At 69.4% G+C, this 22,864-nt stretch carries 19 protein-coding genes and 1 pseudogene; 14 read left to right on the top strand and 6 right to left on the bottom strand.

The genetic code is table 11. The annotated features are described in order from the left end of the window. Positions 1–941: pseudogene (locus ON43_RS33670) on the bottom strand (LuxR C-terminal-related transcriptional regulator); the annotation flags it as partial. 22 nt (positions 942–963) lie between these two features. Then, positions 964–2,754, bottom strand: coding sequence for an Hsp70 family protein (locus ON43_RS46930; protein ID WP_083913900.1), 1,791 nt, complete (start codon positions 2,752–2,754; stop codon positions 964–966). A 317-nt stretch (positions 2,755–3,071) separates the two neighbouring features. Here ON43_RS46930 and ON43_RS46925 point away from each other — a divergent pair, with 317 nt between their 5' ends. From ON43_RS46925 to ON43_RS33650, 3 genes are all read left to right on the top strand, one after another. After that, on the top strand, positions 3,072–4,271 hold the full coding sequence (locus ON43_RS46925) for an IniB N-terminal domain-containing protein (RefSeq protein ID WP_051179586.1): 1,200 nt from the start codon (positions 3,072–3,074) through the stop codon (positions 4,269–4,271). Between the two features lie 91 nt (positions 4,272–4,362). Continuing rightward, positions 4,363–6,198 (top strand): dynamin family protein, encoded by a 1,836-nt coding sequence (locus ON43_RS33655; RefSeq protein ID WP_040814057.1) that lies wholly within the window; start codon positions 4,363–4,365, stop codon positions 6,196–6,198. A 239-nt stretch (positions 6,199–6,437) separates the two neighbouring features. Next, on the top strand, positions 6,438–8,024 hold the full coding sequence (locus ON43_RS33650; protein ID WP_245568853.1) for a dynamin family protein: 1,587 nt from the start codon (positions 6,438–6,440) through the stop codon (positions 8,022–8,024). Position 8,025: 1 nt separating this feature from the next. Here ON43_RS33650 and ON43_RS33645 read toward each other — a convergent pair whose 3' ends face one another. Both ON43_RS33645 and ON43_RS33640 read right to left on the bottom strand, forming a co-directional pair. After that, complete coding sequence (locus ON43_RS33645; protein WP_040814034.1) at positions 8,026–9,186, bottom strand: zinc-binding dehydrogenase; 1,161 nt, start codon at positions 9,184–9,186, stop codon at positions 8,026–8,028. Positions 9,187–9,291: 105 nt separating this feature from the next. After that, a complete protein-coding gene (locus ON43_RS33640) occupies positions 9,292–10,977 on the bottom strand; it encodes an MFS transporter (RefSeq protein WP_040814033.1) in 1,686 nt (561 codons plus the stop codon). A 120-nt stretch (positions 10,978–11,097) separates the two neighbouring features. Here ON43_RS33640 and ON43_RS33635 point away from each other — a divergent pair, with 120 nt between their 5' ends. The 3 genes from ON43_RS33635 to ON43_RS33625 all read left to right on the top strand — a co-directional run bounded on the left by ON43_RS33635 (position 11,098) and on the right by ON43_RS33625 (position 13,503). Beyond that, positions 11,098–11,613: a MarR family winged helix-turn-helix transcriptional regulator gene (locus tag ON43_RS33635; protein ID WP_245568852.1), complete on the top strand. Its 516-nt coding sequence runs from the start codon at positions 11,098–11,100 to the stop codon at positions 11,611–11,613. Positions 11,614–11,682: 69 nt separating this feature from the next. Beyond that, positions 11,683–12,540, top strand: coding sequence for a haloalkane dehalogenase (locus ON43_RS33630; RefSeq protein ID WP_040814032.1), 858 nt, complete (start codon positions 11,683–11,685; stop codon positions 12,538–12,540). 117 nt (positions 12,541–12,657) lie between these two features. Further along, complete coding sequence (locus tag ON43_RS33625; protein WP_040814031.1) at positions 12,658–13,503, top strand: RNA polymerase sigma factor; 846 nt, start codon at positions 12,658–12,660, stop codon at positions 13,501–13,503. Positions 13,504–13,508: 5 nt separating this feature from the next. Here ON43_RS33625 and ON43_RS33620 read toward each other — a convergent pair whose 3' ends face one another. After that, positions 13,509–13,982 (bottom strand): winged helix-turn-helix transcriptional regulator, encoded by a 474-nt coding sequence (locus tag ON43_RS33620; protein ID WP_051179583.1) that lies wholly within the window; start codon positions 13,980–13,982, stop codon positions 13,509–13,511. Positions 13,983–14,104: 122 nt separating this feature from the next. Between ON43_RS33620 and ON43_RS33615 the strand changes: the two genes are divergently transcribed. Next, entirely contained in the window at positions 14,105–14,584 is a 480-nt protein-coding gene (locus tag ON43_RS33615) for an SRPBCC family protein (RefSeq protein ID WP_040814030.1), read from the top strand. Between the two features lie 62 nt (positions 14,585–14,646). On the opposite strand, the gene ON43_RS33610 is transcribed toward ON43_RS33615, so the two are convergent. Further along, complete coding sequence (locus ON43_RS33610) at positions 14,647–15,540, bottom strand: LLM class flavin-dependent oxidoreductase (RefSeq protein WP_040814029.1); 894 nt, start codon at positions 15,538–15,540, stop codon at positions 14,647–14,649. Positions 15,541–15,723: 183 nt separating this feature from the next. Between ON43_RS33610 and ON43_RS33605 the strand changes: the two genes are divergently transcribed. From ON43_RS33605 to ON43_RS33575, 7 genes are all read left to right on the top strand, one after another. Continuing rightward, entirely contained in the window at positions 15,724–16,380 is a 657-nt protein-coding gene (locus ON43_RS33605) for a hypothetical protein (RefSeq protein ID WP_040814028.1), read from the top strand. Positions 16,381–16,456: 76 nt separating this feature from the next. Then, positions 16,457–17,527: a DUF1707 SHOCT-like domain-containing protein gene (locus ON43_RS33600; protein WP_051179582.1), complete on the top strand. Its 1,071-nt coding sequence runs from the start codon at positions 16,457–16,459 to the stop codon at positions 17,525–17,527. A gap of 5 nt (positions 17,528–17,532) precedes the next feature. Further along, positions 17,533–18,303, top strand: coding sequence for a DUF1707 SHOCT-like domain-containing protein (locus ON43_RS33595; protein ID WP_040814027.1), 771 nt, complete (start codon positions 17,533–17,535; stop codon positions 18,301–18,303). A gap of 212 nt (positions 18,304–18,515) precedes the next feature. Then, positions 18,516–20,354: a molecular chaperone DnaK gene (gene dnaK / locus ON43_RS33590; protein ID WP_040814026.1), complete on the top strand. Its 1,839-nt coding sequence runs from the start codon at positions 18,516–18,518 to the stop codon at positions 20,352–20,354. Then, positions 20,351–20,983 (top strand): nucleotide exchange factor GrpE, encoded by a 633-nt coding sequence (gene grpE / locus ON43_RS33585; RefSeq protein ID WP_040814025.1) that lies wholly within the window; start codon positions 20,351–20,353, stop codon positions 20,981–20,983. Before dnaK ends, grpE begins: the two co-directional genes overlap by 4 nt. Before the next feature lie 54 nt (positions 20,984–21,037). Next, on the top strand, positions 21,038–22,219 hold the full coding sequence (gene dnaJ / locus ON43_RS33580) for a molecular chaperone DnaJ (protein WP_040814023.1): 1,182 nt from the start codon (positions 21,038–21,040) through the stop codon (positions 22,217–22,219). After that, entirely contained in the window at positions 22,219–22,611 is a 393-nt protein-coding gene (locus ON43_RS33575) for a heat shock protein transcriptional repressor HspR (protein ID WP_040814021.1), read from the top strand. The genes dnaJ and ON43_RS33575 overlap by 1 nt, the downstream gene beginning before the upstream one ends. Positions 22,612–22,864: the final 253 nt, after the last annotated feature.

The following is a 22,864-nucleotide window of genomic DNA, read 5'->3' as shown; positions in this document are numbered from 1 at the left end:
TCGTCGCGGAGCCCGGATTCGGCGAGCAGCAGCGCGGTGTGGGCGCGCAGCAGTCCGGCGTCCAGGCGCGCGTGCAGCAGGCGGCGGGCCACGGCCAGGAAGCGGCGGTCCCCGACCAGCGTGCGCAGCGGTGGAACGGCCGGGGCGAGCAGCAGATCGGCGTCGGTGACCAGGGCGCTGCCGCGGGCCCGGTCCACCAGATCCTGGGCGGCCGCGGGGGCCAGGTCCAGGACCTCGGTGAGCTCACCGGTGTCCAGGCCCGCGCCGATGGCCGCGACCACCAGGGCGTCCAGCAGATCCGGGTCGGCGTCGTCGAGGCGGGTGCGCGCCCACGCCGTGACCGCCTGATCGACCGCGGACACGCCCGCGTCCAGGCGGGTCGCGCAGGCGGCGGTCAGGGCCGCCACCACGCCGCCGTGGATGCCGCCGGTCTGGCGGTGGATGTGCTGGGCCAGGCCGCGCGGCACCATCATGCCCAATTCCCGTGCGAACGGGGCGATCTCGGTCGCGCCCAGGGCGCGCAGATCGATGACGCGGCCGCGGCGCGCCACCAGATCGGTGAGGCCCCGCAGCCGCATGTCGTGCGGGCGCGGGCGCAGCGCGATCACCACCGGGAATTCCCCGGACTCGACCGCCGCGCACAGCAGGTCGAACTCGGCCGGGCCGAGCGTGTGGGCGTCGTCCACGACCAGGGCGATGCGGCCGCGCGCCGGTTGAGCCTCGATGCGGGGCGTGCCGGGCGGTCGCAGCGCGTGCACCGGACTGTCGGTGTGCGCGCCGCCGCGGGCCCGCAGCCGGGCCCGGACGGCGCCCAGCAGGGTGGACTTACCGGTGCCGGAGCGGCCCCGGATCAGATACAGCGCGGCGGCCGCATCCTCGGAATCGAGTTCCCGGAATATCTCGCGCGCGCCCGGGAGCGAATCGAGCGCGACTGGGGTCATGCCTGTCACGAAGAACCAACTCTCAGCCGCCGGTATGCGGAACGATTTGCGGCACCGCGGGAATGGCGTTGCCGAGGCCGTCGACGGTGTTGTTCAGGGCTCCGGGGAGCGAGGGGGCCGCCGGCGCCGGAACCGGCGTCGGCGTCTGGGGCTGGGGAGCCGGGGGCTGCGGCTGGGGAGCCTGGGCGGGCGGCTGGGTCTGCGGCGACTGCGGTGGCGCCGGATTCTGTTGTGGTGCAGGGGTATCGGCCTGGGAGCCGGACTGATCCGCGGCCGCCGGGCCGGGGGCGGCGACGGTGGCGGCCGGATTGCCGGGCTGGCCCGCGCCCGGCTGCTGTGCGGCCTTGGTGGCGATGACCGGGCTGCCCGCCACGGGTGAGGGCTGGCCCGCGGTCGTGCCGTCACCGTTCGGGGCGGGCGCCTGAAGGGCCGCCGCGGAGGTCGAGGGGGACTGCGGCCCGGCCGGATTCGCGGGCGTCGACTGGTCGCCGGTGCCCATGGCGAGGGTGCCGGTGGCGATGGCGGCCACGGCGAGGGCGGCAGCGCCGATCACCGCGACGCGCTTCCAGTGCCGGAAGCCGCCGCCGGATTCCTCGACCGGTAGCTCCGGCAGGGATGGGATACGCGGGGGCGCAATGGGTTCCGCTGTCGCGCCGGGCGTGCCGGGCGGCGTCGCCGCTGCGGCGCCGAGCGAGGCGGCGGGGGCATCGGCCGGAATCCGTTGCGGGAGACCGGCGGCCGTGCGCGGCGGTGGCAGCGCGAGACCGCCGTCGGCCTCGGCGTGGCCGGCGCCGCCGATCGCGATGGCCGGATGCGCCTCGGTGTCGAGGGTGTCGGCGAGCAGGTCGGCGGCCAGCAGGGCCGCGCCGTGCGCGCTCAGGTGGGCCGGATCGGCGGCGGCCGCGACCGGGATGCCGAATTCGGTGGACAGCAACTCGGTTACCAGCGGGATGCCGGCGCCGCCGCCGGTGAGCAGGAAGCCGTCCAGATCGACCGCGGCCACGCCCGCGCGGCGCAGGGCCTCGCGAATCAGGTCGGTGGAGCCGAGCAGTGGGCCGAGCAGCACATCCTCGATATCGTCGCGAACAAGTCGAACGTCCATTTGCCCGAATCCGGGCAAACGCACCGGAACCACGGTGGCGGTATTTGTGGAGAGCGTTTCCTTCGCAATTTTGCAGCGCTGGCGGAGCGCCGCCAATTCTTGTTCCACCAATGGGTCGAAAGGATCGAAATCCTTATCGCCGACCGCATGGGCGAGCACGTAACGCATTGTCAGCAGATCGAATTCGGAGCCCGCCACGCCAGTGGTACGTACCGGTTCGCCGAGCAGTCCCGACATGGCTCCCGTGCGCGCCACCGAAACGGTCAAACCGGTCGCGCCCAGGTCGTACACCACCATCGCGCCGTCGTGGCTCGACTCGTGCACCTCCTGCAGCCAGCGCATGGCGGCCGTGGGCTCCGGAACGAGGGCCACGGTCTCCAGCCCGGCCTCGGTCAGCGCCGTGCGCTGCGTCTCGACGGTGTGCTGTGACCACCATGCCGGATAGCAGGCGACCACGGCCTGCGCCGGGCCCGCCTGATCCACCGCCCGGCCGATGGCCGCGGCCACCAGATCCGCTGCGCGAACAGCGGTTCCGTCAGCGATGCGAATGTCCACGGGATCCCCGACCCGGGACAGGAAACCTTCGGGAACCTCCGGCTCCGCGCCCGGCGCGCTCGGCCCCGTATGCGCTCTGTGCTGTCCCCCCGAAGTCGTCACGGCAACGGTATTCGACGACCCGACGGTGATGCCGAGCGCCAGCCCCTGACTCATTCGAGTTCCCCTGTCATAACCAGAACACGCGGTGGGTGAAGCGCGTGCTGCTCGAAAGCTCTTGTATCCGATATGTACGAAAACCTCGGTTCGGGCCTGCCTGCCCACCGAGCCTGTCGGTAGCTGGGGGGTCGTCGTTACCGATTCCCCGACAGGTATGGGGAAATTCCCCTAATGTCCACCTTCCCCCGTAACTGAGAGTTGCCCGAGTTGGGGGAGTTCACCCCGTTATGCGTAACGCGTGGGCTTCCTAACGTGAAAGGCACATCGAGCAGCGCGGGTCAGCGGGGCCCGCCCATCCAGGGAGTTGATTCGCCATGAGCCCCAACGCAATTCTCGAGTTCATCCTCAACCTGCTGCGCGACCACGAGGCCGCCGTCAGCTATTGCACCAATCCCGGCGCGGCCCTGGTCGCGGCCGGTTTGGACAATGTCACCCCCGAGGACATCGCGGCCGTCGCGCCCATGGTGGCCGAGTCCGCGCTGGTTGCGGGAGGTTCGCAGCTTTCCGCGATCATCGCGGCGGGCGGGGCGGGCCTCGGCGCCGACACCGGGCTGGGCGGCTCCGCCGGGCTGGCAGCCGACACCGGCCTCGGGGTCGGCGCCGGGGTGAACGGCGGGGTCGGCGCCAACGGATCGGTCGCCCTCGGCGACACGGTGGGCGTCAACCTCGGCACCACCGCCGCCACCGGCGTGGTCCTGAACGGCGGCACCGGCCTGGACCTGGGCCTGTCCACCGGACTCGGCGCGCAGGCCGCCGCCGACCTGACCTCCGCCCTCACCGGCGGGATCGACGCCGGCGCGGGCCTCGAAACCGGTATCGGCACAAACCTTTCCGCCGCGGTCGATGCCGCGAACGCGGTGGGCGCGGACCTGCAGACCGGAATCAACGGTGGACTGAACACCGGCGCGGATATCGGAGCGCACCTCGGCACCGATCTCGGCGCTCAGCTCGGCACCGATCTCGGTGCTCAGCTCGGAAGTGGTTTGGAGACAGGCCTTTCCGGCATCGGGAACGTCGGCACTCAGCTGGGTGCCGGGGTAGGGACCGGGCTCGATACCGGCCTGCACACCGGCGCCGACCTCGGTGCCCAGGTCGGAAGTGGTTTGGAGACCGGGCTTTCGAGTGTGGCGAATGTCGGCACGCAGGTGGGGGCGGGGCTGGACACCGGCCTGCACAGCGGTGTGGACGCCGGGCTCACGGGGGTCGGCAATGCCGTTGCCGGTGTCGGAACCGGGCTGGATGCCGGGGTTTCCGGGGCGGGCCAGGGAGCCGGTGGCGTGCAGGTCGGAAGCGGCCTCGATACCGGGCTGCACGGGGGAACCGCGGTGGATGCCGGGTTGCACGGGGCCGGGGCCAATCCCTGGGCGGGAGTGGATGTTTCGCAGGCGTTCGGGGGCGGGGTGCATGCGGCGGGGCCGGATGCGTCGCTGTTCGCGGACGGCGGGGCGCACACCGGGGCGCAGCTCGGGACGCATGTGGGCGGGGACATCGTCGGCGACATCCTGCACTCGTAGGTCGAGGGGTCGCTCACCGCGGTATCGCCGCGGTGAGCGCGATCTCTCCGGAAATAGGCACGGCTGGAACAGGTGAGTTGGCGTGACGAGCATGGTGGCGGCGAATCCGCTGTTGACGATGGTGTCGGAGACCATCGCGGTGGCGCGGGCCGCGCAGCGCGGGGATCTGGTCGCCCGGCTGGAGACGGTGGCGGGCAAGGTGCGGGATCCGCGGCGGCGGATCATGGTGGCCGGGTTGGGGAATCAGGGCAAGAGCCGATTCGTCAACGCCCTCGTCAATCTGGATGTGTGCCCGGTCGCCGATGATGCCGCCACCGCGGTGACCACCGTGCTGTCCTACGGGGCCGAACCGCGCGCCACCCTGGTCGCGGCCGGCGCCGACGGCGGTGAGAACACCCGGGAACCACTGCCTTTCGAGGCGATTCCCCGGGTCACCGGTCGTAGCCCGCAGGGTCGGCCCGTACTGCGGCTGGAGCTCGAGGCCCCGAGCCGGCTGCTCGCCGACGGCATCATCGTGGTCGACACACCCGGGCTGGGTGCGCACGGAAACACCGGTGCGACAACCATTCTCGGCCAGGCTCCGGCCGCGGACGCGGTGCTCGTGCTCACCGACGCCTCGACCGAACTCACCGAGACCGAGGTGGATTTCCTGCGTCAGGTGCGGGCCCTGTGCCCGGCGGTCGCGGTGCTGGTCACCAAGATCGACCTGTATCCGCACTGGCGGCAGGTGTTCGAGGCCAACCGGAAGCATCTGCGCGCCAACGAACTGGAGCTGCCGATGCTGCCGGTCTCGGCGGTCCTGCGCGCCCACGCCATGCGGCTGCGGGACGAGGGCCTGGGCCGGGAATCCGGTTTCGGGCTGGTGTTCCAGTTCCTGCGCGAACAGGTGGTGGCCCGCGATCAGGCCGCCCTGCAGCGCGCGGTCGCCCTCGACGTCGCCTCCGCCGCCGAACATCTGGCCCTGGCGCTGGGGAGCGAACTGGTGACGCTGCGCGATCCGGCGCGGGGTGCGGCCGCCATCCGGGAGCTGCATGTCGCCCGCGCCGAGGCCGAGAAGCTGCATCGCCACACCGCGACCTGGCAGCAGACCCTGGGCGACGGCATCACCGACCTGGCCGGGGACATCGACCACGATCTGCGCGACCGCCTGCGCGATATCGCCCGCACCGCCGAGGACTGGATCGATGAGCACGATCCCGGCCGCCACTGGGACAGCATGGACGAATGGCTCACGGCCACCGTGGGTTCCGCGGTCGGCGACAATCTGGTGTGGACCGGCACCCGCGCGGTGCGCCTGGCCGAACGGGTCGCCACCCATTTCACCGAGCTGGGCGCGGTGGATCTCCCCGAGGTCCGCGACACCCTCGACGGCCGTTCCCGCACCGCCTCCTGCACCCTCGCCGACCTGGAACCCGATCTGGGCCTGAGCCACAAGCTGCTGGTGGGCGTGCGCGGCTCCTACGGCGGCGTGATCATGGCGGGCATGGCGGGCACGATGGCCGGAATGGCCCTGATCAACCCGCTGTCCCTAGGCGCGGGAGTCCTGCTGGGCGGCAAGGCCTTCAGCGACGACAAGAAGGCCCGCCTGGCCAAGCGCCGCGCCGACGCCAAGCTGGCGGTGCGCCGCTATCTCGACGACATCGCCTTCCACGCCGGCAAGGAGACCAAGGACCGCCTGCACCGCATCCACCGCCTGCTGCGCGACCACTTCACCGCCATCGCCGACCGCACCCTCCGCTCCATCGACGAATCCCTGCGCGCCGCCCAGGAGGCCGCCAACCTCGAATCGGCCCGCCGCACCGAACGCGCCACCGAACTGGACCGTCGCCTCCGCGTGGTGGCCGAACTCCGTCACCACGCCAATGCCCTCCTCGGCCCCGAGTCTCCGGCCCCGGGTCCGCCCCAGCTCCCGCCCGCCGTCGGCTGATCGAGGTCGGCCCGCCCGTCGTCCTCGCCCCACCCGCGCTCGTCGATCCGCCGGCGTTTCGGCGCGCCGGGCCGGTGCCCGTGAATTCGGCTCGGTCCGGGCAAGATCAGCGGGTGGCGGCCGGATTCGCGGGGGCGTGGCCCGCAGCTCGGAACTGGGAGTCGGCTGTGAGGGTCGCGCGGAGCTGATAACGATTCGGCGCGTCGCGGCGAATGCCAGGCGATGCGTGGAGGTGCGGAGTGAGCGGTATCGGCTACGGCGTGGTGCCGGAGACGCGCGGGCTGGTGGCGGCGGCGCGGCGGGCGCTGGGGGAACGGCCGCGGGTGCGCGAGCAGTTGGAGGAATGTGCGCGGCGGCTGGACGAGCCGTTGCGGGTGGCCTTGGCGGGGCAGCTCAAGGCGGGTAAGTCGACGCTGCTGAACGCGCTGGTGGGCCAGGACATCGCGCCCACCGACGCGACCGAGTGCACGCGACTGGTCACCTGGTATCGCAACGGGAGCGCGCCGCGGGTGACCGCGTACAGCGCGGACGGGGCGCGCGCCGATGTGGTGGTGCGCCGCGGGCGCGGGGCCGACGGGCTGCCGGGCGCGCACGGGCTCACCTTCGATCTGTCGGCGCTGCGCTGGGATTCGCCGACGCCGCGCGAGGTGGATCGGCTGGCGGTGGAGTGGCCGTCGGCGGAGCTGACCCAGACCACGATCATCGATACGCCCGGCATCTCGTCGCTGTCGAAGGAGGTGTCGGCGCGCACGTCGCGGCTGCTCACCCCCGGCGGTCCGGGACCGGTACTGCCGCCCGCCGACGCCGTCCTCTATCTGTTGCGCCGCCTCGACGCCGCCGATGTCGACTTCCTCGAGCGCATCGGCGCCGGTTCCGGCGGGAGTGCCGTTGTGCCGCAGAACTTCTCGGGTCCGCTCGGGGTGATCGGGGTGGTATCGCGGGCCGACGAGATCGGGGCCGGGCGCATCGACGCCCTGCACTCGGCGCGCGATGTGGCCGCCCGCTTCGCGACCGAACTGGAGCGAACCGGCCTGTGCCAGTCCGTGATTCCGGTGGCGGGCCTGCTCGCCTTCGCGGCCGCCACCCTGCGGCAGCGCGAATACGACGCCTTCGAGGCGCTGGCCGCCATCCCGGTGGACGAGTTGACCGCCGCCCTGCTCTCCGCCGACCGCTTCGCCCAGCCGGACCTGCCGCTCCCGGTGCCCGCCGAACTGCGCGCCCACCTGGCGGCCCGCTTCGGCCTGTTCGGCATCCGCCTGGCCGTCACCCTGATCCGCCTGGGGGTGCGCGGCGCCCAGGCGCTGGCCGCCGAGCTCTCCGAACGCAGCGGCCTCGAGGAACTGCGCACCGTTCTCGACGTCCAATTCGCCCAGCGTGCAGACGAATTGAAGGCGCATTCGGCGCTCACCGCCCTGGCCCGAATCCTCACCGCCAACCCCGGTTCCACCGCCGACGCACTGCTCCCCCGCGTGCGCACCCTGCTCGCGGACGTCCACGGCTTCGCCGAACTCCGCCTGCTGGCCCACCTCCGCACCGACGAATTACCCCTCCCCGCAGACGATCTCGCCGAACTCCATCGCCTGATCGGCGGCACGGGCGTCGCACCCACGTTGCGGTTGGGACTGGCCGCGCACACGGATATCGCCACCCAGCGCGAGGTGTCGCTGGCCGCCGTCCAGAAGTGGCGGGCCCGGGCGCGGCACCCGCTGGCCGATCAGTTCTTCGCCAATGCCTGCCTTACGGCGGCGCGCAGCGCGGAGGGTCTCCTGGATACCCTCCACGAGCCGCCGACCACACCGTTTCCCGCGCTGCGCCCGAATGCCTAGCTCACGGCGTCACCCGGTCACTGCGCGGATCGACGAGGATCTTCGCGTGGTGGTCGGGTGAGGCGAGGGTGGTGAAGGCGGTGTCGATGCCGTCGAGTCCGACGGTGCCGGTGATCAACGGCGACGGATCCACCTTGCCGTCGGCGATCATGTGCAGTGTGTCGCGGAATTCGCCCGGGTCGTAGCCGAGGACGAAGCGGATCTCGATTTCCTTGTTGATGGCGGTGGCGGGGTGGAACGCGTCTTGCTGCATGCACACCCCGACCACGATCACCCGGGTCATCGGGGGTGCGGCGGTGAGGATCTGGTCGATGATGCCGGGGACGCCGACACATTCGAAGACGACCGGGCCGGCGGGGCCGCGGTTGAGGGTGTGGGCCGCGCGGAAGAGGTACCACCACGGGATGTTGGGGATCCGGCGCAGGCGTTCCATCGCGTCGAAACCCAGATTGAGGAAGTCGGCCGCGCCATTGATCCGCGGCTTCTTCGGCGTTGCTTCCCAAGGTGATTCGGTCCCCGGATCGACCACGACATCCGCCCCGCACTGCCCCGCCAGCTCGCGGCGGCGCGGTGAGAAGTCGCTGGCGACCACCGTGCGCACGCCCGCCGCCTTCAGCATGGCGATCACCGCGAGCCCGATCGGCCCGCAGCCGATGACGAAAGCGGTCTGCCCCTTGGTGATCCGGCTCTTGCGGACCGCGTGCCAGGCCACCGCCATGGGTTCGGTGAGCGCGGCGCGATCGGGGGAGAGGCCGTTGGGGACCTCGAAGGTCATCGGCTCCTGCACCAGGACCTGTTCGGCGTAGCCGCCGGGCGCGTGCACGGACAGGCCCGTCAGTTCGGGTTGGCGGCCGGTGCGCAGGACGGGCAGCGCCACCACGGGTGTGCCGGGCTGCCAGCGCCGCCGGGTGCCGGGACCGTATTCGGTGATCTCCCCGGTGAATTCGTGCCCCATCACCACCCGCTGATCCGAGCGCATGAAGCGGTCGTAGCCGGTGGCGGCGGCCAGCTCGGCCATTTCGTCGCAGTGCACGCGCGCGTGCAGGTCGGATCCGCAGATGCCGCAGCGGGTCACGCTGATCAGCACTTGTCCCGGCCCCGGCACGGGGGTCGGCAGGTCCTCGACCCGGAATTCGCCCTTGCTGACCACGGCCGCACGCATGACTGTCTCCCGTCGAAAGTCGCTGTCGGTCCGAATTCTTCACCGATGCGGACCGCGGGTCCGGTGATTTCACCGAACCCGCGGCCATTCGCCGGAGGTGAGGGGTCAGACGGCGACGAGCTCCTCGTCGTCCGCCGCCTCGTGCTGCTCGAGCTTCGTATCGCCCGGCAGCGCCAGGAATCCGACGCAGACCAGCGCCATCAGCCCGATGCCCCACAGCATCGTGTAGTCGAAGGTGTGCGCGAAGTTGACGGCATTCGCCTTCTCGCCCGCGCTCATGAGGGTCTGTCCGACACCGGCGTTCATGGCCGGTCCGGATTGGCAGCTGGCCGGAACCACCGTCGGATCGACCTCGGCGGACCGATCCTGCACACACGCCTTGAACCCCGCCAGGATCTGGTCCTGCGCCGGACCGGGCACCCCGGCCGCCGACAATTCGGTACGCGTCTGCGCCGCAACCGAATCCACGCCCCGTGCCGAATCATGGTCCAGCTGCGCGAAGAACAGGATGCCGACCAGCGCCACACCGAGTGCCATGCCCAGCTGCTGCCCGGTATTGAGCAGCCCGGACGCCGCCCCGGCCTCGCGGTCGGGAATCTGGCCGAGCAGCATGTCGATGGTCGGCGCCACCACGATGCCGAATCCGATGCCCGTCACGATCAGCGGCAGCACCATTTGCCAAGAGGCGAAATCGGATTCGTAGTGCGCGGCCATGGCGCCGTAGAGCCCGAATCCGCCCGCGGTGATCAGCCCGCCCGCGAGCAGCACCCACTTGCCGAACTTCGGCGCCAGCAGGCTCACCGACACGCCCGCGCCGATGCCCGCGCCGACCGCGAAGAACACCGAGGTGAGCCCGGCCCGCATGGGAGACCAGCCCAGTCCGGCCTGCATGAACAGGGTCCAGATCAGGAAGAAGCCGCCGAAGCCGATCCAGAACAGCAGCCAGCTGGCCAGGCCGACGGTGAACGGCTTGGACCGGAACAGCTCCAGATCGATCAGCGGCGACCCGACGGTCCGGGCCCGCCACCGCTCGTAGACGCCGAACACCGCGAACACGACGGCGGACGCGCCGATCATGACGAAGGTCCAAGCGGGCCAATCCAATCGGCGTCCCTCATTGAGCGGGTACACCAGCAGCAGCACCGCGGACACGGCCAGCACCATGCCGACGATGTCCAGCCGCGGCGCGTGCGCGGAGCGCGAATCCCGCATGACCACGGCCGCCGCGGCCAGCGCCGCGATGCCGACCGGCACGTTCACCAGGAAGATGGGCCGCCAGTCCAGATCGAACAGATTCCATTGCACGAGCAGCCCGCCCAGCGACAGGCCCACCGCGGAGGCCGACCCGCCGACGCCGCTGTAGACCGCGATCGCCTTGGCGCGCTCCTCCTTCGGGAAGGTGACGCGAATGATGGCCAGGATCTGCGGCACCATGAGCCCGGCCATGGCGCCCTGCAGGAACCGGGAGCCGATGAGCAGCGCCGGCGAGGTGGCCAGACCGCAGGCGAGCGAGGCCAGGGTGAATCCGGCGACGCCGACCAGGAACAGCCGCTTGCGGCCGTAGATGTCGCCGAGCCGGCCGCCGGTGATCAGCACGGCCGCGAAGGACAGCACGTAGGCGGCGATGATCCATTCGATTTCGGAGTAGGCCGCGCCCAGGTCTTTCTGAATGCTGGGCACGGCCACATTGACGATGGTGACGTCGAGCAGGTCCATGAATCCGGCGGCCAGCACGACGGCGAAGGCGATCCACCGGCGTGGATCGAGGGTGGGTGAGATGTCGGTTTCCACGGCGAACTCTCTTCGATTCGGTCAGTAGTGGAGGGCCCGGTTCAAACTATGCACCTGAAGTGATTATCAATCAAGAGGGCAATCACTCGATAGGCCTTTGAGGGGCGATAGGCTATGCGGGTGAATGACGCCGAACCCGGTTATCGGACCCTGGTCGACAGCGCCGCGTTCCTGCTGGCGCAGTTGGGCTCGCATGCCGCGTATCGCTTCGACCAGCTGCTCGCGCCGCTGGGCATCAAACCGCCGCAGTACGGCACGCTGCGCATGCTCGAGGCCAATGACGGCCGGACCCAGCAGCAGCTGTGCGACGCGCTCGGAATCCATCGCAATGTCATGGTCAGTCTCATCGACGACCTGGAGAAACGCGGTCTGGTCGAGCGGCGCAAGCACCCCGTCGACCGGCGTGCCCACGCCGTGCACCTGCTGCCCGCCGGGCGCGAAATGATCGTCCGCGCAGCCGAACTCGCCGAGGAACTGAACGCCGAACTATTGGCCCCGCTGGCGCCCGCGGATCGGCCGCGCATGCTGGCCTGGCTGCAGCGCATGTCGATCGGCAATGAGCTGACGCCGGGCGTGCATCCGGCGCTCACGGTCGAGCCGGGCACCATGCCGATGTATGACCCACATCACAGCTAGGTCCGGTCACAAGCCGCCGGGGCGTGTGTCCAACCAGGTGTAGGCAACTTCAGCTGGAAGGACACTCCGATGGCCACCATCGACGTTCTGGACTCGTTCATCAACTACTCCGACACCGGTAGCGGGAGCATCCCGGTCGTCTTCCTGCACGGCAACCCCACCTCGTCCTACCTGTGGCGCAATGTGATTCCGCATGTGAGCGGTGAGAACCGGGTGCTGGCACCGGATCTCATCGGCATGGGCGCGTCCGGCAAGCCGGACAGCGACTACCGCTTCGTCGACCACGCCCGCTATCTGGATGCCTGGTTCGACGCCCTGGGCCTCGACGAGGTGGTGATCGTCGGCCACGACTGGGGTGGCGCGCTCGGCATGGACTTCGCCGCCCGGCACCCGGGCCGGGTGCGCGGCATCGCCCTGGTGGAGACGTTCCTGCGCCCGCTGCACTGGTCGGACCTGCCGCCGCAGGGCGAGCAGCTGTTCCGCCGCTTCTGGTCGCCGGAGGGCGAGAAGATGGTGCTCGAGGACAATCTGTTCATCGAATTCAACCTGCCCACCGCGATTCCCAGCCTGACCCCGGAGGCGCACGACGCGTACCGCGCGCCCTACCCGACCCCGGAGTCGCGCAAGCCCATGCTGGCGTGGCCGCGGGCCTTCCCGATCCTCGACGAGCCCGGCGACACCGTGGCCATCGTCGAGAACTACGACCGCTGGATGGCCGAGAGCCCGGAGGTGCCCAAGCTGATAATGCACGTCGATCAGGGCGTGGGCCTGGGGTCGCCGGAGGTGGTGGACTGGGCCGCGCGGACCTTCGCGTCGGCCGAGACCGTCAACATCGGCCCGGCCGGGCACCACTGCCCGGAGGAGCAGCCCGACGCCATCGGACAGGCCGTGGCGAAGTGGATCGGTCGTCACGCTCTGACCGATTAGGCTGGATTCGCCGTGGCAGGGCTGATCGAGGGGCGCGGATGCTGCGCCCCTCGATCCCTGCGAGGGAGGTTCCGGCGATACCTGTCAGGGTCATCCCGCGATCCCTATGCTGGCGATATGGACGCCGGGCCGGACACTGATGAACGCGAGTTGATCGCACGGGCGATCGCGGGCGATCGCACCGCCGTCTCGGATATCGTTCGGCTGCTGCAGGATCCGATCTACCGGCTGGCCCTGCGCATGGTGTGGCGGCCCGCCGACGCCGAGGACGCCGCCCAGGAGATCCTGCTGCGGGTGCTCGGCCATCTCGAAAGCTTCAGGGGCGAGGCGAAACTCACCACCTGGGCCTACCGGATCGGCGTCAACTATCTGCTGAATCTCAAGCGGCAGACGCCCCAGGAGGCGGCGCAGCTCAGCCTCGACCAGTACGGCGAAGGGCTGAAAGACGGTCTGGCCGAAGAGGATTACCGCGGACCGGAATCCACCCTGCTGGTCCACGAGGTGCGGCTGAACTGCAGTCAGGCCATGCTGCAATGCCTGAGCCGCGACGAACGGGTCGCCTACGTGCTCTCCGAAGTGTTCGGGGTGAGCTCCGACGAGGCCGCCTGGATTGTCGACACCACCCCCGCCGCGTACCGGAAACGGTTGGAGCGGGCCAAGAAACGGCTCGGGAACTTCCTCACCGCGGCCTGCGGGCTGGCCGATCCCGAGGCGTTCTGCCGGTGTTCGCGGCGCGTGGACAAGGCGCTCCAACTGGGGCGGGTGGATCCGCGCCGACCGGTCTTCGCCAGGCATCCGATCACGCCGGGCGGGCGCGGGGTCGAGGAGGCCGAACGGCAGATGGTGCGGCTGCACGATGCCGCCGCCGTGCTCGGCGCGCACCCGGATTACGCCGCGCCGCGGGCGAAGATGGAGGCCATCGCGGGCCTGCTGCGCTCGGGACGGTTCCCGCTCCTGGAGTGACCCGGTTACCGGAGTGACGCCGCCGCGCCGTATTTCTTCTCGTAGGCCCAGGGCGCGATTTCGGCGCTCACCTCGGTCACGTCGGGGGTGTGGCCGTTCGAACAATCAAGTCGCACACCGACTTCCCCGCCGCATCCGGTGTGCCGGTAGGTGACCGGCGGCCCATCCGGCGCGGCCCAGCGGTCGCCCCATGCGGTGAGCGCGAGAATGACCGGCTTCAGGTCGAGTCCCTTGGCGGTGAGCAGGTATTCGGTGTGGCCGGTGCCGGTGCGCTGTTCGAAGATGCCGGCCTCGACGAATTCGGCCAGCCGTTTGGTGAGGATGTTCGGCGCGATGCCCAGCGCCCGCTGGAACTCGGTGAACCGGGTCATCCCCGCGAACATGGCATTGCGCACGATGAGCAGGCTCCAGCGCTCGCCCACGAGCTCGAGCGTGCGTGCGGCCGAGCAGACCTCGCCCTCGTACATGCGTCCCAACATGACTCCAGATTGGCTCAATCGCTTGTGTGAAGCAAGTAAGACCGCTATCGTCATGCAAGTAGGAAAGGCAGGTGATTGCCTGCCTTATAGTCCACACTCCGACCGTGAGAACGGGATTTGCCATGACCGATCAGAATTTCACCGTCAGCATCACCGTCGACAACACCCCCGCCGAGGTCTTCGCCGCCGTCCTGAACGCCCGCGGCTGGTGGGGCATGGACATCGTCGGCGGCACCGAGCGCAAGGGCGACCGGTTCGTCTACGAGGTGCCGGGCGTGCACCGCAGCGATATCGAACTCACCGAGGTGATCCCGAACAGCCGCGTGGTCTGGCTGGTCAAGGACAACTGGATGTCCTTCGTCGAGGACAAGACCGAATGGGTGAACAACGAAATCCGTTTCGACATCACCGAAACCGAGAGCGGCACCGAACTCCGCTTCACCCAGGTAGGGCTCGTCCCCACCTACGAGTGCTACGACAAGTGCTCCCCGGCGTGGACCTTCTACATCACCGAGAGCCTGCGCGACCTGGTCACCACCGGCAAGGGCCAGCCCAACGAGCTCCCGGCCCAGAAAGAGGCCATCGAAGCCGCGAAGGCATAGCGGCGCTGTGGGGTTCGGGGTTTCAGGGGCTTGCCCCTGAGAGCTACGAGAGTTGTCTCTTCTCAATCCTCGCCCAGCAGGTTTCGCGCGAGGGGGACCACCTGTCGCGCGAACCGCTGCACCTGGTCGACGTCGAATCCCGGTGGCCAGTAGATGAAGGTGTCGAACCCGGCATTGCGGGCCAGCCCGAAGATGATCTCCGCCCACTCGTCCGGTGAGCCGTGAATCGGGTCGGAGCCACGGGGATTCGGGTGCAGCGGCCGGTCGCTCACCACTCCCGGCAGGGCGGCCAGGCGGGTGATGGTGCGCGGGTCCCGGCCCACCGACCGCGCCACCGCGTCGATCCGGGCATTGGCGTCGGGCCACTGCTCCCACGGCATCCAATTCGGCAGGGGCGCAACCCATCCGTCGGCCGCCGACCCGATCAGATCCAGCGCGTGCGGGCCCATCGCGCCCAGCCAGATGCCGATGGGGTGGACCGGAGCGGGCCCGCCCTCGATGCCCTGCACGGTGTATTCGGTGCCGACCACCGAAACCATCTGTCCCGGACGCCATTCCGCGCGAATGATCGCGATCCCCTCGGCGAGCGCCATGAGCGCCGCGCGGCCCTTGCGCGCCGGACCACCCATGGCGATCACGCCGCTCTCGAAAGCACCCGCCCCCAAACCCAATTCGAACCGCCCGCCGCTGAGCAGGTCGAAGGTGGCGGCCTGCTTGGCGATCATCGAGGGGGTGCGCAGCGGCAGATTCGCCACGCCGGGATACACGCTGACCCGCCGGGTCGCCGCCAGGCATGCGCCGATCACCGCGAGGGCGTCCCCGAACTGCGCGTTGTAGGGGTGGTCCTGAATGGCCACCAGGTCCAGGCCCTCGATGTCGGCGGCCACGGCCATATCGATGACGTCCGGCAGCGCGGACGCGACGGGCGGGATCGAAATACCGAACCTTGCCTTCATCGAGCCTCCTCACCAGCGGAATCGACGATTTCGATCTTCACGGTCGAGCCCTGGGATACCCGGCATTTCGGACGTCCGCCCCGCATTCGGGCGTGTCTGGCAGAGCTGCCCGGCGAGGGCGATGGCCCGATGTTTGCGTCCGGCACACTCGGATATGCCCCGACCAGGGAAGGCAGGTGCCGCATGAACGATCACGCCGAGGACCGCGAGACGGTGCGCGCCCTGCTGGAGCGGGCCGGGACCAGCTACGCCGCGCAGGCCGGAATCCGCCTGTCCGACAAACCCGCACCCCTGTTCCAGCTGCTCGTGCTGTCCCAGTTGCTGGGTCACCGCATCTCCGCGGATATCGCGACGGCCGCGGCCCGGGAATTGTTCGACGCCGGATACACCACGCCGCGGTGGATGGCCGAGGCCGAATGGTCGGATCTGGTCCGCACCCTCGGGCGTGCCCACTACGTCCGCTACGACGAATCCACCGCGACCCGCCTGATCGCCAACGCCACCGAGCTGACTGAGCACCGGTCCGGCGATATGCGCGGGCTCGCAGCCGAATCCGGGCACGATCCCGCCCGCCTGGCCGCCCTGCTGCAGCGCTTCGAAGGCATCGGGCCCGTCGCCGCGGACATCTACCTCCGCGAGGTGCAGGACATCTGGACCTGGCTGCGGCCGTACTTCGACGACCGTGCCCGCCGCGGCGCGGCCGAACTCGACCTGCCCACCGATCCGGCCGCCCTCGACAGGCTCAGCCCCACCGGCCGCGACGCCGATCTCGCCGCCGCCCTGGTGCGCGTCACCCTCGATCACGATCTGCGCGACGAGATCCGCGCGGCGGCTCGCTGACCGGGCCTTTAGAAGCCGAACGGTCGGTCCTCGAGAAGTCGCGCGGCGGGTCCGAATTCGGTTTACGATCCGGGGCGTGAGCTCCCAATCGTCCGGATCGGCCGGGGATTCGGCCGCGTCCGGGCGCATGCGGGCGCGGGATATCGACCGCGTCAATGCCCGCGCGCTGCTGGACGCCGCGTACGAGGAGGGCGAGCTCGGGACCGACGAGTACCACCAGCGGTCGGAGCGCGCGCAGAGCGCGCGGACGCTGGGGGAGCTGCAGCGGCTGATCGCGGACCTGCAGCCGAGCACCAAGACCGCCGACCTCACGCCCGCCCACAAGTGGTCGCGCCGCCCGGCCTCCGGCGGTTATCCGCCGCGCACCCGGGCCCGGGACAGCGACCGGCAGGCGACCTGCGTCCTGCTCGACGCCGGGCTCGCGGACGGGCAGCTGAGCGCCGCCGACCATCGCACCCTCACCGAATTGGCCGGTGAGGCAAGGACACTGGGCGATCTGACCCAGCTCACCGAGGATCTGCAGCGCCCCGCCGACGCGCATCCCGATCCCGTCCCGCCGAAATCCCGCCGCGAGAACTGGTTCGCCGCCGGTGTCGCCGCGCTGAGCATCGCGGTGGCCGTCGGCACCTTCGTCGCCGTCGACCGGCCCGCCTCGGCCCCGGCCGGACCGCCCAGGGTGGACCTGGGGCTGATCAAGCCGATGGTGCTGCCGCGGCCGAAACTGACCGGGGCGGAAGGCATCGCGTACTTCATCTCGGCCTATCGCGCCAAGTTCGGCGACACCGTCGTCGACGAGGCCGATCTGTTCCCCGACTACGCGGTGGTGACCCGCGGCGCGCAGGCCAATCGCAAGGTCCGCTACACCTATCGCGGCGGCTTCGATCAGGGCGACCAACCCCAGACGCGCTCGCCGCAGACCCCGACCGCCGACCTGTCCGCACTGAACGCGCAGGCCATCGCGGCCCTGGCGGCCCAGGCTCCCGCCCTCACCAAGGTGGACCAGGGCACGGTCAGCTACCTCGACATCGAGGGCTCGAGCAGCGGCGCGATCGTCCGAATCTATGTGGGCAACAAGGCCAATGAGAACGGCTATATCGAGGCGAGCCTCGACGGCCGGATCCTGCGCACCGTGGCGTTCGGGGGATAGGCGAGATGGCTGACGCACGCTCCCAGGGGATTCGGGCCCGCGACACCGATCGCGTGGACGCCTGCACCCTGCTCGATGCCGCCCACGCGGCGGGCGAGCTCACCGCGGCCGAACACACGCAGCGGACCGCGAAGGCCATGGCGGCCAAGACCTTCGGGGAACTCGACGCCGTGCTCGACGATCTGCAGATCCCGGCCAACCTGGTGAATTCGCCCGTGGTGCGGGCGAATCGGCGCGGCCCGTCGACCCGGCTGCGGGTGGCCGCCGTCATCGTGCTGGCCGCGGCCGTGCTGGGCGCGTTCGCGGGCTGTGTCGCCCGCACGGCCGCACCGAAACCCGCGCTCCCCGACCCGACCACGGGTCAGGGGCTGGCCGGTTTCGTCGAGGCGTACCAGGACCACTTCGGCGACAGCAAGGCCGATCAGGTGCTGCTCTATCCCGAGTACGTGCTGGTGCAGCGGCGCAAGGACAGTTCCGCGAGCCGGGACGACTACATCCGCTACGACGGAACCTTCCATTCGAGTGGCGACATCGCTCGCTCCCAGGGTCAGGACACCGTCGATCTGACGAGCCTGGACGTTCCGAAACTGGCCGCCTTGCTGGCCGGTGCGCCGCAGACGCTGGGCCTGCAGAACGGCCGGATCAGCCATGTCGAGATCGCCCACGGGCCCGACGGCAATCCGGTGGTCAGCGTCTACGTCGCGGACGAGGGCCGCAGCGGCTATCTGACCGTCACCGCCAAGGGCGAGCCGACGGCGATCTACCCGCCCAGCTGAGCCCGCGCGAACCGCGCTCGAGAATTTTTTTGTGAGGCGGGGAATAGATGACGTGCGCCTCCAGTTGAGTGGGTCAGCAAGGTTGAGCGAGTTGGACTCAAGTTCAGGTTGCGCGCCGTCGGATACGGGTGCAGGATTGAGCCGACCACGCTCAGTTGTCACTGAGATGAAGTGCTCACTGCACTCGTGATACGTCTACAAGGAGGAACACCATGGCTCGTGCGGTCGGTATCGACCTCGGGACCACGAACTCTGTCATCGCCGTTCTCGAAGGCGGCGAACCGGTCGTCGTGGCCAACTCGGAAGGATCGCGCACCACTCCGTCGATCGTCGCGTTCGCGAAGAACGGCGAGGTGCTCGTCGGTCAGCCCGCCAAGAACCAGGCTGTCACCAACGTCGACCGCACCATTCGGTCCGTCAAGCGCCACATGGGCGAGGACTGGACGGTCGAGATCGACGGCAAGAAGTACACCCCGCAGGAGATTTCCGCGCGCACGCTGATGAAGCTGAAGCGCGACGCCGAGGCGTACCTCGGTGAGGAGATCACCGACGCGGTCATCACCGTCCCCGCCTACTTCGAGGACGCGCAGCGCCAGGCCACCAAGGAGGCCGGGCAGATCGCGGGCCTGAACGTGCTCCGCATCGTCAACGAGCCCACCGCGGCCGCGCTGGCGTACGGCCTCGACAAGGGCGACAAGGAACAGACCATCCTGGTCTTCGACCTCGGTGGCGGCACCTTCGACGTCTCGCTGCTGGAGATCGGCGAGGGCGTCGTCGAGGTCCGCGCCACCTCCGGTGACAACCACCTCGGTGGTGACGACTGGGACGAGCGCATCGTGCAGTGGCTGGTCGACAAGTTCAAGGGCACCTCGGGCATCGACCTGACCAAGGACAAGATGGCCATGCAGCGGCTGCGCGAGGCCGCCGAGAAGGCCAAGATCGAGCTGTCGTCCTCGCAGTCGACCTCGATCAACCTGCCCTACATCACCGTCGACGCGGACAAGAACCCGCTGTTCCTCGACGAGCAGCTGACCCGTGCCGAGTTCCAGAAGATCACCTCCGATCTGCTGGACCGCACCCGCAAGCCGTTCCAGTCGGTCATCAAGGACGCCGGCATCTCCGTCGGCGACATCGATCACGTTGTGCTCGTTGGTGGTTCGACCCGTATGCCCGCCGTGTCCGACCTGGTCAAGGAACTGACCGGCGGCAAGGAGCCCAACAAGGGCGTGAACCCGGACGAGGTCGTCGCCATCGGCGCCGCCCTGCAGGCCGGTGTGCTCAAGGGTGAGGTCAAGGACGTCCTGCTGCTCGATGTCACCCCGCTGTCGCTGGGCATCGAGACCAAGGGCGGCGTGATGACCAAGCTCATCGAGCGCAACACCACGATTCCGACCAAGCGCTCGGAGACCTTCACCACGGCCGACGACAACCAGCCGTCCGTGCAGATCCAGGTCTTCCAGGGTGAGCGCGAGATCGCCTCGCACAACAAGCTGCTCGGATCGTTCGAGCTGACCGGCATCCCGCCGGCCCCGCGCGGCGTGCCGCAGATCGAGGTCACCTTCGACATCGACGCCAACGGCATCGTCCACGTGACGGCCAAGGACAAGGGCACCGGCAAGGAGAACACGATCAAGATCCAGGACGGCTCCGGCCTGTCCAAGGAGGAGATCGACCGCATGGTGAAGGACGCCGAGGCGCACGCGGCCGAGGACAAGGCGCGTCGCGAGGAGGCGGAGACCCGCAACCAGGCCGAGTCGCTGGTGCACCAGACCGAGAAGTTCATCAAGGACAACGAGGACAAGGTCCCGGCCGACGTCAAGACCAAGGTCGAGGCGGCCATCGCGGAGGCGAACGAGGCGCTGAAGGGCACCGATATCGCGGTCATCAAGACCGCGGTGGAGAAGCTCGCCACCGAGTCGCAGGCGCTGGGCCAGGCCATCTACGAGTCCGCCGCCGCCGATCAGGCCGCCCAGGGCAACGGCGCGGCCGCGCCGGAGTCCGATGACACCGTCGTGGACGCCGAGGTCGTCGAGGAGCCTGAGAAGAAGTGACGAACCAGAACCCGGAACCAACCATCGATCCGGCTGAGTTCGAGGGACGCTTCGCGGCTACGGGTGAGGTCTTCGAGGCCGCGGCGGATGACGCCGCGGCCTCGGGGGCCGAGGGTGCGCCCGAGGCGAGCGAGGACGCCCTCGCCGACGCGATCACGGCCGAATTGGCCGAGCGCACAGCCGATCTGCAGCGCCTGACGGCGGAGTACGCCAACTACCGCCGCCGGGTCGAGCGTGACCGCAAGGCCACCATCGACAATGCCAAGGCGCAGATCGTGAGCGAATTGCTCCCGGTACTCGACGATCTCGACCGGGCCCGCGCCCACGGTGACCTCGACAACGGGCCGCTCAAATCGGTCGCGGACAAGCTGGTCACCGCCCTGCAGAAGCAGGGTCTCGAGGAATTCGGTTCGGAGGGTGAGCCTTTCGATCCGACCCTGCACGAGGCCGTGCAGCACGAGGGCAGCGGCGCCGACCCGGTGCTGGGCATGGTGATGCGCAAGGGCTACCGCTTCGGCGATCGCGTGCTGCGGCACGCGCTGGTCGGCGTCACCGACGGTGTCGCGGATCTGGCTGCAGGACAGCCGGATCAGACGAACGCTGGCACCGATGCCGCTGGCACTGATTAACAACCTACAGACGCCTTCGGCGTCATCGACGACACAGAAAGGAGGAGATGCCCGGTGAATCGAGAGTGGCTCGAGAAGGACTTCTACAAGGATCTGGGTGTTTCCTCCGGCGCCACCCAGGACGAGATCAAGAAGGCCTACCGCAAGCTGGCCCGAGACCTGCACCCGGACAAGAACCCCGGGGACAGCAAGGCCGAGGAGCGGTTCAAGGCCGTCAGCGAGGCGAATGCCGTGCTGTCGGATCCGGAGAAGCGCAAGGAGTACGACGAAGCACGCAAGCTGTTCGCCGGCGGCGGCGGTTTCGGCCGCGGCGGATTCTCGCCCGGCGGTGGCTACGGACAACCCGGCGGCGGATTCTCCGGCGAGTTCAACCTGGGTGACATCTTCGGTGCCGGCGCGGGAGCGGGCGGCGCCGACGGTGGCCTGGGCGATCTGCTCGGCGGCCTGTTCAATCGCGGTGGCGCGCGGACCTCTTCGCGTCCCCGCCGCGGTTCGGATGTGGAGACCGAGACCACCCTCGGCTTCCGCGAGGCCGCCCAGGGCGTGACCGTCCCGCTGCGCATGACCAGTCCGGCCGCCTGCACTACCTGCCACGGCAGCGGTGCCAAGCCGGGCACCAGCCCGCGAGTCTGCCCGCACTGCAACGGAACCGGCGTGGTCAGCCGGAACCAGGGCGCGTTCGGCTTCTCGGAGCCGTGCGAGGACTGCCGGGGCACCGGGTCGATCATCGACGACCCGTGCGTCGACTGCCGCGGCTCGGGCATCCAGAACCGGACCCGCACCATCACCGTGCGCATTCCCCCGGGCGTGCGCGACGGGCAGCGGATCCGGCTGGCCGGGCAGGGCGAGGCGGGCCTGCGCGGTGCGCCTCCGGGCGACCTGTACGTCACCGTGCATGTCAGCCAGGACAAGGTCTTCGGCCGCAACGGCGACGACCTGACCCTGGTACTGCCGGTCTCCTATGCCGAACTGGTTTTGGGCACAACGGTTTCCGTGCCAACCCTGGACGGTCGCGTGGGCGTCAAGGTGCCGCCGGGCACCGCCGACGGCCGGACCCTGCGGGTGCGCGGGCGCGGTGTGCCCAAGCGTGACGGCGGCGCCGGTGACCTGCTGGTCACGGTGAAGGTCGCGGTACCGCAGAAGCTGGATGACAATGCCACCGAGGCGCTGCGGCGCTACGCGGAGGCAGAGAAGACCAGTGGGTTCGATCCACGTGCGGGATGGGCAGGTGCGTGATGAGTTCCGATCCGAAGAAGACCGAGGCGCAGTACTTCCTGATCTCGGTGGCCGCGCAGCTGGCGGGCATGCACGCCCAGACGCTGCGTACCTATGACCGGCTGGGTCTGGTTTCGCCGCAACGCACTTCGGGCGGCGGCCGGCGCTACTCCGATCGGGATGTGGAGCTGCTCCGCGAGGTGCAGCGCCTGTCCCAGGACGAGGGCGTGAACCTGGCGGGCATCAAACGGATCATCGAACTCACCAACCAGGTGGAGGATCTGCAGCAGCGGGTTTCGGAGCTGACCGCCGAGGTGGAAAGGCTGCGGGCCGGGTACCGGCCCGCCCATCTGACACCCCAGCCCAGCACCGCGCTCGTGGTCTGGCAGCCCCGAAACCGGCGTAAGTCGTAGCAGGGCAAGCGAGTACGGAAGGCGGTGCCCCGATCGGGGCACCGCCTTCTGCTATTCGCCATGTTGCGATTGTTGCGGGCAATGTGCTGAGTTGCTGTAGGGGACTGTGTTTTTAGCGAAGTTCTTTGTGCTGGTTAATGACAAACAGACCGGTAGGTTATCAATTAATGCCGATCATGAGTTTTGTCCGTATGCTGCAGGGGAATTCGATGCATGCGCGGTTGCGGCGGGATCGCTACTTTCCTGAGTCTTG

Source organism: Nocardia concava NBRC 100430 (genome assembly GCF_000308815.1).
GTDB classification, from domain to species: domain Bacteria; phylum Actinomycetota; class Actinomycetes; order Mycobacteriales; family Mycobacteriaceae; genus Nocardia; species Nocardia concava.
Note: the sequence above shows the minus strand (reverse complement) of the source record. Positions and strands in the feature narration are given on the sequence as shown.